This is a genomic window from uncultured Marivirga sp. (assembly GCF_963974845.1).
Lineage (GTDB): Bacteria > Bacteroidota > Bacteroidia > Cytophagales > Cyclobacteriaceae > Marivirga > Marivirga harenae.
The window spans coordinates 596,457-610,213 of the sequence record NZ_CAXBEQ010000001.1 but is presented as its reverse complement, the minus strand read 5'-3'; the positions used below and the strand labels follow the sequence as shown (position 1 = coordinate 610,213).

Sequence of the window (13,757 nt, the reverse complement as noted above, 5' to 3'; positions counted from 1 at the left end):
GATTTAAGCGTCATTAATTAACATCCACAATAATGACTTTAATGTTTTTAAAATTGGTTATTTCTTCTGCTGTACTCTTCTCTTTATTTGCCTCTCTTCTGGAGAAAGTTTCATAAATATATACATAATAAACTCCATTTTGCTTGTTGAAAAATATATCTGCTGTGATATCTTCATCTTTTTTCAACTTTTTCACTAGTAGATCAGCGGAATTGAAATCATTAAATTCTTTTACAACAACATAGTATTTTTTATCTTTAATTTCACCTTCATCACCCCCTAGCTGTACATCCTGACTGGAAAATCTTGGAGCTCTTTCTTCTGTTCTTTCTAGAGATTTCAATTTAGGTCTTTCGACTAGCCTTTTGATTTTATCACCTATTTTGATGTTAAGTTGAATTTCATGCGAACCGTTAGCAATTCCATCAACTAATTTACTTGAAGGTTCATATGCATAGCTTAGAGACAGTTTCTGCATATTGAAACCTACGATTCCTGACATCCCGTAGTTAAGCCTATAGGATCCTCCAATCCAGAAAATTTCATTGAAATTTAAAGTACTCAGCAATTCTATTCTCTGCCCATCAAATTGAGAATACTGATAAAGCGCATAAATCTGCAAGGGAGCATACACATCCTCCAACTTGACAGTTCTTTTAAACCGACCAGTTCTTCTAGTAACGAGTTTATAATCTACAGGCTTTTTATAATAAGCCATGATGGTGAATTCCTCAAAGGGCGATATTTCGAAAGCTTCAAAATTTTGTGTATTGGCATACTGCAGTTTAAAGAGTCTTGGCAAAGCGGCTCCAATATTAATACCACTAGCGGTTTCCAATTTAAATCCAACATTGGAAATCGGTTGCACATTATTGTCCAGAAAATTATTTATTGCGGGATCGCTTAAGTCCTGAATTTGAGAAAAATCAATACTATTGGAAGTTACACCAGCTGAAATTCCGAATCGGATTGAGGAGGATTTAGTTAAATTGACTGCATAGGAATAGGTGGCTAAAAAATCGGTTGTAGTTATAAGCCCTCGACTAAAATTCCTTAGTGTGGCGCTTAACCCGTATTTTTTATAATCAAATGGCGATTCAAATGTTAAGGTGGAAACCATAGGTGCTCCCTCCACACCCATCCATTGCAGTCTTTGATTCAAGGATATATTTCTATATGGACTTGCCGCAGCTTCGGCAGGATTATATAAATAAGGAGTCAAGTAAAAATGATTATAAACAGGTAGCTCTTGAGCTACTGAGGAAAGTCCGGTAACAAGTTGAAAAAATAAACATGCAAAGATAAACTTGGACATAAAAAAGAGGTGACTTTTATACTTTCCTTCTATAAAATTTTATAAATCTACTACTAGAATAATAAAAAATGACAATATATTAAATACATACTCAATTAACATTACTTAAATAACAAATTTAAAAATTTTTTCAGCATTTTTTAAAGGATAGTGTGCACAATTACTTAGTTTTAGGGTTGGAATCGTTCCTGCTTATGCATAGACTCGAAATCACTAAAAGTATCTTTACAATCAGCTATAAAGCCGTATTCATCACTATCTCATTAGTGGTTTTACATTTATTTAATATTTCAAAAATAGATGCTCAAGTATATATCGGTGCCAAGGCAGGCGCAAGGACTTCATGGTTACAATATGATGATTTTGCTTCTGAGGATTATGATAAATCTCTTTTCTATGGGTATAGTGCAGGCTTTACTGGTGCTGTAAAAGTACAAAAAAGATTTACTCTTCAGCTTGATATCATGTATGCTCAAAATGGAAAAAAAATAGATGGGATAACCGATGCATCTCTTCAGAATTATGCTAAGTACCATTTCATAAATACTCCTGTTGTTTATAAATTAGATTTTAACGGTTCACTAGGGGCTAGATCCTTTAAATGGTACGTAGGGGCTGGGCCAAATGTGAATTTTTGGCTTGGTGGAAAAGGCATTTTGAAGTCTGTAGAACTGCAGGAAGAAAGTTTGCAAGAACTGCAATACCAAATAATTTTTGATAGTAAGCCCGCAAGCCCCAAATTTGGCGGATTGTATTATGAGGAATTTAACAGAGTCCAAGTTGGTCTAATAGTTTCAACTGGGTTAGTGGTAGAACCAGTTCCAGGTCAATCACTAATAATAGATTTTCGGTATGAATGGGGTCATAGCTATATGGCTAATGAAAAAGGAAGATTTACTAACGTAATAGCATATCAGGATGATTTGCGAGCGAGAAATCAAGCGATACAGATTTCAGTTGCTTATATGTTTGACATTATAAATAAGGGTAAAAAAGAGAAGAAATTATATTATAAGAATTAATTAAAGGTAATGATAGCTTGGTGTCAATTTATTGATGCTTGTACCAACTGTAATGGTCTCTTGAAACATGAAATTAGCTTATAAAATCTTAAATTAAACTAAAAATCAATGCTGCTAATAGAAAATATAGACAATAGTATTTTTATTTAATTATTACCATTTCATTACATAAAACATATATATCAAATAATTTATAAAGTCTGTAAAAAATCTTTTGATTAATATGCATCTCAATTAAATCCTTAAATTGTATTGATTCGTAAATTCACATTGTCATGAAAAAGATTTTACTTCTACTATTCTTCCCCCTATTTTCAATAAATTTACTCGCACAAGAAATTTGTAACGATGGAATCGATAACGATGGTGATGGGTTCATTGACTGTTTCGATGGCGATTGTACTGACAATACTGCCTGTGACGGCTTTTATCTTGGAAACGATGCATCTTGTGAAGCAGAACCGAATGCATTTCCTCAATTTTCACTCAAACTTGGCTATCAATCAAGAAATGACGCTTCATTAAACTTGAGCAGAATTGCCATCGGAGACTTAGATAGAGATGGGATTCCTGAAATATTGTCAACTACCTATGACGATGACAGAATATACCTCCTCAATGGTGATGACGCAACAATTAAACATCAGGCTACAACCAATAATCCCTCCTTTAGATCGGCCTCCATGATTAACATTTCAGATGACAATTGTGGAGAAGTCTTTATTATAAACGAAAACGGATGGAATAATTTTACTATTAAAGCATTCGATTGTGAACTGAATTTACTTTGGACATCAGAAAGGCTATACAACGATCCAGTTTTTCTAAGTTTCGCAGATTTTGATCGTGACGGTCAAGCCGAAATGTACTATAAGGATGAAATCAGAGATCCGCTGACTGGAGTTAGATTAGTACAAAATTCAGGTACAAATTGGAATAGTATTCCGAGCGGAGCAGTTGCCGTAGACATCATGGGTGATGAGGACTTGGAATTAGTGCTTGGAAATAAAATTTACGCTGTCGAATTAAATGCCAGAACAGCCGATGCAGGTACTTTAACACTTATTAAGACCATGCCTGCTACATACCAAACTAAAAATGGAGGATATCAATCTGCACAAAGTGCAACTACATCTGTTGCAGACTATAACCTTGATGGAAATCTTGATGTTATCGTAACAGGCGCAAATGGCGGAAATGTGTCCAGCGTGTTCTTTTGGGACGTAACAAACGATTTGGTAAAAGTTTTTAATGATCCCATAGGTACTGGTGATTACCAATTTGGTTGGAGACGAGGAATGGGAAGGGTTAATATTGCAGATTTAGATGGTGACGGGCAATTAAACGCAGCCTTTGTTTCAGGTAAATATCTATATGCGTTAGATGAAAATTGGAACTCTCTATGGGTAGATGAATTTGGTGATCCAGCGCCATCTGAAGTCAATGAAGAAACTTCGGGCATTACGGGATGTACTTTGTTTGACTTTAATGGTGACGGCCAATCTGAAGTGGTGTACAGAGACGAAGACTATTTATATATCATTAATGGAAATGATGGGAGTGTCAATACTCAAATTCATTGCCGCTCCAGGACATCGGTAGAATACCCAATAGTGGCAGATGTAGATGCTGATGGTTCTACTGAGATTTGCGTCACTTGCGCTAGTGAAAATTTCAGTTCTACTACTCCAGGAAGAAACTTATCATTATATACAGATGCCGAAGTCAGAATTTACAAATCTGCTGGTGAACCGTGGGTACCGGCAAGACGATTATGGAATCAACATGGCTATTTCAATGTAAATATCAATGACGATTTGACTGTCCCAAGAAACCAGCAAAAGCATCAAGCGGTTTTTTCAACAGGAGTTTGTACGAGTGGTCCTAGTCGACCTTTGAACAGTTTTTTAAATCAATCTCCATTTCTTAGTTCTGATGGTTGTCCAACTTATGCATCACCAGATTTAACGATAATTGAATCCTCTTTTGATGTATCTCCTCCTAATTGCCCGGAAGAAGATTTTACAGTAAGCTTTGACTTCGAAAATATTGGGGATGTTCCGCTATCTGGTGACGTTCCAGTAACATTTTACGATGGCGATCCTATGGTGGCCGGAACCAATAAATTGAATACTGTTTTTATAACATTAAATAATTTCACTGTGGGAACAACTGGTTCTGCAATTGACTTAGTAGTAAACGGAACAGGTGCGCAATTTACACTCTATGCTGCATTGAACGACAATGGTTCAACTACACCTACACCAATTAGCTTTCCTAATTCCAATTTCTTGGAGTGCGATTATGACAACAACATAGTTTCAGCGGAGGTTAATCCGATACCTTTTGCCCTGTCAACTGAAACTACTAACAATATCACTTGTTCAGCAGGAAGTGTTGCTCCTAATGGATCCGCTAGGGTATTTAGATTAGTTGGCGGTTCAGAAGTGACTTCTGATTATGACTTCTTCTGGTTTAATGGAACAACTGCCACTGGAACACCTGATTACACGGGTTCAATCTATACAGGACTAAGTGCTGGAACCTATACAGTTTTCGCCAATGACAAAATAGCCGGATGTAGTTCGGATACCGTTCAAGTGGTAATTACTGACAGCACAAGAACAATTGAGGCAGAAATTACGGTGGATAGAGGCAATGACAATTGTAAAAATCCTAATGGAAAGTTGACAGTAGCGGTAAATGGAAATGACCCCGTGGGTGATTTTGAATACGAATGGTATGAAGGAAACACAGTGGGTGGTGGTTTACAGATTAGCAATAGTCATGTAGCGAATAGCTTAGAGTCCGCTACTTACACCGTGCTAGTGACCGATAAAGCCACGGGATGTCAAACCATTGCTTCCATGGAGGTGCCAGACGAAACGGTAATACCAGTAGTCTCCCCTACAGCAACAGATATTGTTTGTTCTGATATCAATTCTGGAAGTCTAAGTGCCAATGTGGATGGGTCAACTGCAGGATATACTTTTGAATGGTTCATTGGCAGCAGCGAAAAACCAACGCCTGACTTTACTGGTAGCTCGGTAAATAACTTACCTCAAGGAAGCTATACAGTTAAAGCAATCGATAACAATACAAATTGCGAATCTGACTTGGTCACAGTTGTGGTTGACCAAACTGTTAATCCTGAGATTGATGATATTACTAGTACTGAAAACAATTCATGTGACAGTAGCCTTCCTAACGGTACGGTAGCTGTGTCAATTATCGGAAATACTGCGGACCACACTATTGAGTGGTTTGCTGGAGCTAATACAAGCTCAGCGGTTATAGGAACAGGACTTTCATTAAATGGTCTTGGTGCAGGAGATTATACTGCACAAGTTACTAATACTAATACTGGCTGTTTTGTAACCGATAGAGTGACGGTGGTAAATAATATAATACAACCAGTACTCAGCGTGAACGCAGATCCGGTAACTACCTGCTCTCCATTTGACGGCCGAGTGGAAGCTAGCGTTGATTTAGATGATGTGAGTGACTATACATTTTCGTGGTATGAGGGTAATCAAGTAAAAGCCTCGACTGACTTTAGTGAAACTGGAAATGTTTTAGATAATCTTGAACCTGGATTTTATACAGTTCAAGCATTTCATAATACCCGGAACTGTTTAGCTGATGCAGTTACTATTGAAGTTATCGATCAAGCGATTATTGCTATTACTCAGAACGATGCAGTGATTGCGCTTCCAACCTCTTGTTCGTCTCAAGATGGTATTTTGCAAGTAGTAGCAAATTCACCTAATAATACCTCCGGATTTCTATTGGAATGGTATAGTGGCACTTCAACAGCTGGCTCCCCTTTTTTATCGGAAAGTGGCGTTAATTCTTCCCAAGCTAATAATTTAGTATCCGGCCTATATACAGTGGTTGCAACTGATTTAGATAATGGCTGTTCCAATTCTCAAATTTTTAATTTACCTTTTGCCGATGCTCATAATTTGGAAACGGTCTCGATCACAAATGCAACGACCTGTGTACCCAATACAGATGGAGCAATTACAGTAGATTTAACTCCAACAGCATTAACTGGTTTTGATGAAGCTAATTATACTGTATACCTATATCTTGGTGATGATGTGAACGTTCCACCAATAGCAAGTCAAGCAGGCATTGCTGGAGATTCCATTTATACCTTCACTGGACTTGGAGATGGGGATTACATTATTGAAGCACGTGCCGATGCTTCACTAAATAATTGCTCGGTTTATTCTTTCGCAGAAATAGAACTTGATGCTACAGACCCTGTCGTGAATGTAATTAGCAATATACCCAACACGAATTGTAGCAATCCATTAGCAAATGGATCCTTAGAGCTAAATATAGATAATGGGGCATCACCATCCTTTTACACTATTAATTGGTACGAGGGAAATGATACTACTACTCCGTTGGGAACTAACATCGGAAATACTGCCGGAACTAATGGTGAAATCGCTACAGATTTAATTGGAGGTAGTTATACTGTTGAAGTATTCAATGACTCTACACAATGTTCAACCATTCGTACTTTCAGTATTAATGATAATCCTGTTGCGATTTCTGTTCCATCAAGTGATCTGGAAATCTCCAATATCACTCGTTGTGATATTAATGACAGTGAAGCTACAATAACCAACGTTTATGAAAATGGAGTTGTAGGAGACATAAATAACTATACATTTGAATGGTATGATGCCAATATGAATATATTGCCTGATGCATCAACGCCAAACAATTCAAATACTATAAGTGCTCTTGCTGAAGGCTCTTACTTTGTTCGAGCAACAAATTCTAATTCCGACTGTGCAACGTCATTAATTGAATTCTCTATAGAAAATGATATCGTTGAGCCGTCCATTTCTTTAGATTTTAGAAATCCGGAAAGATGTGTACTACCTTCCCCAGATGCTGCATTTGGGTTTTTAAGAGTAACAGCTACTGCTGCAGGCACTTCCTTTTCTTATGATTGGTATAACGGACAAGATACTACTAGTGCCATCGCAAATAGTGGGAGCGAATATTTAAACTTGGCTGCGGGATTTTATACAGTTAAGATTACAGATAGTATTTCAAACTGTATTTATACTGAAACCTATGAATTGGTCACAGAAGAGAATTCAGTAAATATCTCAGCTTCAGCAACTCCAGTTACAAATTGCGATAGTCCAAATGGGTCAGTATTCGCAACAGTAAGTTCTCCTGGAGATTATTCATACAATTGGATAGACGCAAATGGAAACACGGTTGGAACTACTAAACAGGTAAATTCACTTCCTGAAGGAGAATACACCGTTACAGCCACAGATAATACTGATACTTTTTGCGAAAATACGGCAACAGTTATTATTACAAATGATCAGGTAACTCCTCCACTCACAATTGATCAAATTGCTCCAATTACGGTTTGCGACTTAACTTTGGCAAATGGTGCAGCTAAAGTAAGCGTTGATGGTGCTTTTATTGGATATACATTTGAATGGTTTGAAGGAACGACTTCTAATGGAAGTTTGGTCCACATCGGTCCTGAATTTTCACAAATGGAAGACATTACTTATACTGTGAGGGTTACGGACAATCTAACGCAATGTACAAATGAAGAAAGTATCACGATAACTTCCGAGATCCCTACAGTGGCTCAACCCACCGTTGAGGTAGTAAGTAATGACACCCATTGTATAGTTGATAATGGCGCATTAAGGGTTGATGTAGGAGGTAATACTGGCAATTACAGATTTAGCTGGTTTAGAGGTGATAATGCAAATGGTACTCCTTTTACAACCGGGGATAGAGTTACTGACTTATCAGCTGGCGAGTATACAGTTGTAGCAACAGATACAAGAAATGGTTGTAGCTCTGAAGCTGTAACAGCCGAAATTATTGAAGACTTGGTGTTTCCGGAAATAATGACCGAATTTGAACCGTCCACATGCAATAATGATAATGGGTCTGCCACTGTTTTTGTAACTACCGCTGTAGATATTAGCAGAATCGAATGGTACAATAGTTTTGGTACCTTTATTAATACCGGACCTAATCTAACAGGTGTTCCAGCAGGAGATTATATTGTTAGTGTACAAACCGCAAATGGCTGTACAGTGGAAGGAGAAGTCAGTATTAAGGCAGAAATTACTGCTTTTAATGGTATTTCAAGAAACGGAGACCGTTCGAATAGCTTTTTCAAAATTGATTGCATATCTCAATATCCTGACAATAACGTGAAAATATACAATAGAGCAGGGACTTTAGTATATGAAGCAAGAGGTTATGATAACAATAATACCAAATTCGATGGTGTTTCTAACAAGGGTATTAATATATTAGGGGATAATTTACCAGATGGCACTTATTTTTATGTGATTGAAAAGAATGACGGTTCTAAGCCTCAAAATGGTTATTTGGAAATAGTAAATTAAAATTAATGTATAGCAAATTTCTTAATATTAAGACTTTATATTTAATAATTGCATTATTGTCAATGTCTGGTGTTTTAAAAGCACAACAGTATCCTATTTATTCTCAGTACATTTTCAATGGGTTAATTTTAAACCCCGCTTATGCTGGAAGCCACGTTCAATTGAGTGCGTCTGCAATGTACAGGAATCAATGGGTAAACTTTGATGGTGCTCCAAAGACATTGTTTTTTAGCGCTCATACTTCCCTGATGAACGAGAAAATGGGTTTAGGGCTGTTAATCAACGATGATCGAATCGGTAGCTATTCAAATCAGAATATATACGGCAGTTATGCATTCATTATTAAAACACCTAAAGGCAAATTGGCAATGGGTGTGTCAGCTGGCCTCAATATTCTATCTGCAGATTTTGGTAATCTCAACTTAGATGATATCGCTGATAATTCTTTTGCGAGCGTAACAGGTAACTTAAAGCCAAACTTTGGGACAGGAGTCTACTTTTATAATAAAACGCTTTTTGCGGGATTTTCAGTTCCTTTTCTATTGAATAATGGATTTGGGGATACTTCCTTCGAAAGTGCCTTGAATGAAATACGATCCGCTCGGTACTATTATCTAAATGGTGGTTTGATGCTACCTTTAAATCTTGAAAAAACAGTGCATATTCAGCCTTCAGTATTGATCAGAGGTCAAGAAGGAGCTCCACTGAATTTTGACATCAACACCAGTGTAATTTTTTATGATTTACTCAATGTTGGAGTGTCATACAGAAATATAGATGCAGTGGTTTCCTATATAGATTTCAAGTTGAGCGAATCTTTTCATTTTAGTTATTCTTATGATTGGACTACCTCAGCTATCAGATCCGCATCCAATGGAACCCACGAATTTATGCTTAATTATAGAGTGCGGCTACGAGATATTCACGATGATGTAAAATGCCCTAAGTTTAATTACTTTATGTAATTCGCTGCATTTTTTTGCGTTTTGAATAATATTGGTTTCATTTCTATCTTATAAAAGGTGTGAAAGCGCCTACTCATAACCAATAATAGTGACAGAATTACAAAATAGACAATACTAAACTATGTTATGAAGCTGTCTTAAATTTATCTAACCTAGCTCGTACATAATCTTCCAACCTATCATAACTTCGGTGAGTCTATAGCACGTAAAGTAAATCTAAGATGTATTAAATAACCAGATCCTTTCACGTTTTAAAACACATACTTTTTAATTGAGATGACCAATACTAAAAGACTTTTTGTTACAATCTTCCTATTATCTGTAATATACTCTTGCGATAATAGTACCATGTACAATTATCATGAAGCAACAATTAGCGTCCTTCCCAAAAACTTTGAAGCAGTAAATTCCGAATTTGATGATTATAATTCTGCTGCTCCTGGATTTGGAGAATCCTTCCCATTGTGCTTTTCATCTAATAGGCGATCAAGTGGTGGGGAGTTTGACATCATTTACAAACCCATCTACATATACTTTTCAAAAGAAACTGGAGAATTGACTGTAGAGGAAATAAAAAACTCTAACTCAGACTACTTAATAAATTCAGCAGAGATAGACAAGGTTCTTAGAAAAACAAACTCTAGTAGTAACGAGTTAGGCCCTTACATGACAGAGAATTTTCACTCAAGCGGAAAGCTGTTATTGCTATTTGCTAATGACGAATCAGGTGATTTCGACATAAAATTCATCCACGACCTTAATAATCAAGACTATGACTCCATCTATAATGTCCCAATTTTAAATTCTCCATTTGATGATTATTACCCTACATTCAATAAGGATAGTAGTCAAATATATTGGTGCAGCAATAGGAACGGCCAATTTGATATCTTCAATGTCGAGCTTGATAATTCCCATGACCTGGTTGACAAACTTAATGATCAGTCAGACAAAAGCATTCGTAAAATAGATGCACTTAATTCTTCTGCAAATGATAAATGCCCTTTTATTATCAAAGATTTTATGGTCTTTGCTTCAGATAGAGCCGGTGGATTTGGAGGTTTTGATTTATACTATTCAGAAAATATTAATGGAGAATGGACTGAACCACAAAACCTTGGGTCGCGAATCAATTCAGAACATGATGAATACCGCCCGATTATTCACCCGATGGGACCTGACTTTACAAATGACTTCATGATATTTTCTTCCAATAGACCTGTTGGACTTGGCGGCTTTGATCTCTATTATGTGGGCATTGATAAAGTTGACCCTTAAGCTAAATTATGATAGATGCTCTCCAGAATTCTTTTGAACTCTTGAAAATCATCTGGCGACAGATTTTCCCATGCTTTCATTCTAATTTTCTGCACCTCAGGCAAGCATTCTTCTACCATTGATTTACCGTTTATGGTTAAGGCAATCATAAAGCTCCTTCTATCATTGGGATGAGGCTTGCGGACGATCAACTGTTTGGCTTTTAATAAATCAATAATACGGGTCATGGTTGGGTGATCTTTGAAAGTATTGCTTGCCAATTCCCGCTGGTTGAGTTCTCCTTTATCATAAAGCTGCTTTAGCACGGCCCATTGGTCAATGGTGATAGTCCAGCCTAATTCCCTAAATCTTTGTTTTGCATACTGCTTTACCCTTCTGGCTGTTTTATCTAACAAAAATGAATACCGACTGTACTTCTCTGCTTCTTGCATTTTTAATAATTAGTATAACAACAAAGATACGGAAATTATACAGAAATAAGATTAGAATAGAATTGGATTAAAAGGCTATAGTTTTGAACCAACAGTTTGAAGCAGAAATAAAAACTTTTGTAATAGCAAACAATATATGCGTTAGCTGTAAAGAGAATTATCTAACAAAGATTATCTCAACCACTTAAAAAATGATATACCCGTAATCTACATTGGTGCATGGGTTCCTCGCCCACCCCCACCACCACAATAGTTTCTTTACCTTAACATTCACAACACGCGGGATTTGTATTCAAGTCATTGAATTTTTAAAAAAGGACTAGAAATTAGATGTATTTAATCTTTCCTTGAGTCAAGAAGAGTCATTTTAAATGATAAAAAGCAAGTTAGCAAAGCTTTACAGTTAAAATTAGGTCAATTTATAACGTTAATTTCCGTTTATTTACGCTCCTGTACTTTTGCTTTCTAACTTACTTATTATTGTCTTAATTTGATTCATCAATGACAAAAACTTTAAACATAGCGCAGAATAAAAGCAACTCTCTTTATTGGAAGTGTCAGTTTTTTGGATGGGGATTAGTGTCCCTTTTCTGGTTCTATATTGCTCTATTTAGAGATGATTTTGAATTATCTGATGCGATTATCAACTATATTTTTGATGTGGCTATTTGTATTGCCATCACGCATGCATACAGAACCATGGCAGTAAAAAGAAAGTGGAACCAATTGAATATAAAGGATTTAATCTGGAAACTCATCCCAGCCCTTATCATACTCTCCATTATGTTCATGATCATTATGAACATAAAAACATCAATCTATATATATTTAGCAGATAGACAAAACGATTCAATTAAAGAACTCTTCGTTTGGAACCCGTTTTTTGTATGGAATCCTGTACTAATAACTGGTTTGAGACATATGAGCATCTGGCTACTTGCCTATCATTTGTACCACTTTTACCAAAGAGAAGTACAATCAACAAAGATGAATGCACAACTATCTCTAATAGCTAAGCAGGCACAGTTCGATAATTTATCGGCTCAATTAAATCCTCACTTCCTATTTAACTCTCTCAATTCAATCAAATCGCTTATTATTGAGAATCCTAAAATTGCCAGACGTGCAGTAGACTTATTGTCGGATATTCTACGCTCATCTCTTTATGAAACGCAAGATTCAACAGTTTCATTGGAAGAAGAAATGGGACTAGTAAAAGACTATGTAGAGCTTGAAAAATTGCGATTTGAAGAACGTCTAAAATTTAATCTGGAGGTAGATGAGCGCCTGAATCATATACGAATACTGCCGCTGAGTATACAATTATTAGTTGAAAATGCACTTAAGCACGGTATCGATAAGCAATTAGATGGTGGGACTCTTGAGCTATCTATTAAAAAGGAAGGTAATAAAGCAGTTATAAAAGTAGTAAACCCTGGTACATTAAATATTGAGGGTGATAATAGAATAGGGTTAAAAAACCTAAAAAATCGCCTTCAACTGAAATATAAAGGAGCAGCACAATTTGAAATAAATCAGATAGAGAATGAATCTGTTCTAGCAAAATTAACAATCCCAATTATTGAATAATGGATACTTACAAAACTATAATAATTGATGATGAACGCCTGGCTCGAGAAGAGGTAAAAAGGGCACTTGAGAACTATCCTGAATTTGAAATAATTGGAGAAGAAAGTAATGTAGAAAAAGCTAAAGCATTGATTGAAAGTACGCATCCAGACATTATTTTTCTTGACATACATATGCCCAAAAAGTCTGGATTTGATCTTTTGGAAGAATTGAGTACCGTGCCTGAGGTAGTTTTTACTACAGCTTATGACCAGTATGCAGTAAAAGCATTTGAGGTAAACGCTTTGGATTATATCGTAAAACCCATTAGAGAGGAAAGGTTTGCCAAAGCGATTGAGAAGATTAAAAAAGGATTTACCAAAAGAGAAGAAGAATCCCCAGCACCATTTTTATTACACAAAAAGATTTTCATTAAAGATGGTGAAAGCTGCTACTTTATCCCTATCTCAAGCATTAGCCTTATTGAGTCGGTGGAAAATTATGCAAAGCTACACTTTGATGGAAAAACGGTTTTAATCAAAAGGTCTTTAAATCTTCTAGAAGAGAAAATGGATCCAAGTTTGTTTTTCCGGATCAATAGAAGTCAAATTATTAATACTGAATACATAACAGAAATAAATCCCTATTTTAATAATAAGCTGCAAATCACCTTGTCAACTGGCGAAAAGTTAGACGTATCTAATCGACAGTCTGCAAAATTCAAAAAGTGGAACAGCCTGTAATAGTATAAACCTTAA

The 13,757-nt window shown here is 36.1% G+C and carries 8 protein-coding genes; 6 read left to right on the top strand and 2 right to left on the bottom strand.

What is annotated here, in order from left to right; translation table 11 throughout:
• Positions 1–13 precede the first annotated feature (13 nt).
• Positions 14–1,315, bottom strand: coding sequence for a type IX secretion system membrane protein PorP/SprF (locus AAC601_RS02680; protein ID WP_303268097.1), 1,302 nt, complete (start codon positions 1,313–1,315; stop codon positions 14–16).
• Between the two features lie 194 nt (positions 1,316–1,509).
• Here AAC601_RS02680 and AAC601_RS02675 point away from each other — a divergent pair, with 194 nt between their 5' ends.
• The 4 genes from AAC601_RS02675 (at position 1,510) to AAC601_RS02660 (ending at position 10,999) form a co-directional block, all read left to right on the top strand.
• Positions 1,510–2,337 (top strand): outer membrane beta-barrel protein, encoded by an 828-nt coding sequence (locus AAC601_RS02675; protein WP_303268096.1) that lies wholly within the window; start codon positions 1,510–1,512, stop codon positions 2,335–2,337.
• 275 nt (positions 2,338–2,612) lie between these two features.
• Positions 2,613–8,756, top strand: coding sequence for a gliding motility-associated C-terminal domain-containing protein (locus AAC601_RS02670; protein WP_340152402.1), 6,144 nt, complete (start codon positions 2,613–2,615; stop codon positions 8,754–8,756).
• 5 nt (positions 8,757–8,761) lie between these two features.
• Positions 8,762–9,721 carry a type IX secretion system membrane protein PorP/SprF gene (locus tag AAC601_RS02665; protein WP_303268094.1) on the top strand — a complete coding sequence of 320 codons (960 nt, stop codon included), beginning with the start codon at positions 8,762–8,764 and terminating at the stop codon, positions 9,719–9,721.
• 276 nt (positions 9,722–9,997) lie between these two features.
• A complete protein-coding gene (locus tag AAC601_RS02660; RefSeq protein ID WP_303268093.1) occupies positions 9,998–10,999 on the top strand; it encodes a hypothetical protein in 1,002 nt (333 codons plus the stop codon).
• Here AAC601_RS02660 and AAC601_RS02655 read toward each other — a convergent pair.
• Positions 10,996–11,430 (bottom strand): MarR family transcriptional regulator, encoded by a 435-nt coding sequence (locus AAC601_RS02655; protein ID WP_303268092.1) that lies wholly within the window; start codon positions 11,428–11,430, stop codon positions 10,996–10,998. The two genes, AAC601_RS02660 and AAC601_RS02655, sit on opposite strands and share 4 nt — an antisense overlap.
• Positions 11,431–11,931: 501 nt before the next feature.
• Between AAC601_RS02655 and AAC601_RS02650 the strand changes: the two genes are divergently transcribed.
• Positions 11,932–13,020 carry a histidine kinase gene (locus AAC601_RS02650; protein WP_303268091.1) on the top strand — a complete coding sequence of 363 codons (1,089 nt, stop codon included), beginning with the start codon at positions 11,932–11,934 and terminating at the stop codon, positions 13,018–13,020.
• A complete protein-coding gene (locus AAC601_RS02645; protein ID WP_340152401.1) occupies positions 13,020–13,742 on the top strand; it encodes a LytTR family DNA-binding domain-containing protein in 723 nt (240 codons plus the stop codon). Before AAC601_RS02650 ends, AAC601_RS02645 begins: the two co-directional genes overlap by 1 nt.
• Positions 13,743–13,757: the final 15 nt, after the last annotated feature.

Bases quoted from the DNA above. Each gene is read 5' to 3' on its own strand.
- AAC601_RS02650 (WP_303268091.1), top strand. From the start codon at position 11,932: ATGACAAAAACTTTAAACATAGCGCAGAATAAAAGCAACTCTCTTTAT.
- AAC601_RS02670 (WP_340152402.1), top strand. From the start codon at position 2,613: ATGAAAAAGATTTTACTTCTACTATTCTTCCCCCTATTTTCAATAAAT.
- AAC601_RS02675 (WP_303268096.1), top strand. From the start codon at position 1,510: ATGCATAGACTCGAAATCACTAAAAGTATCTTTACAATCAGCTATAAA.
- AAC601_RS02645 (WP_340152401.1), top strand. From the start codon at position 13,020: ATGGATACTTACAAAACTATAATAATTGATGATGAACGCCTGGCTCGA.
- AAC601_RS02665 (WP_303268094.1), top strand. From the start codon at position 8,762: ATGTATAGCAAATTTCTTAATATTAAGACTTTATATTTAATAATTGCA.
- AAC601_RS02660 (WP_303268093.1), top strand. From the start codon at position 9,998: ATGACCAATACTAAAAGACTTTTTGTTACAATCTTCCTATTATCTGTA.
- AAC601_RS02655 (WP_303268092.1), bottom strand. From the start codon at position 11,430: ATGCAAGAAGCAGAGAAGTACAGTCGGTATTCATTTTTGTTAGATAAA.
- AAC601_RS02680 (WP_303268097.1), bottom strand. From the start codon at position 1,315: ATGTCCAAGTTTATCTTTGCATGTTTATTTTTTCAACTTGTTACCGGA.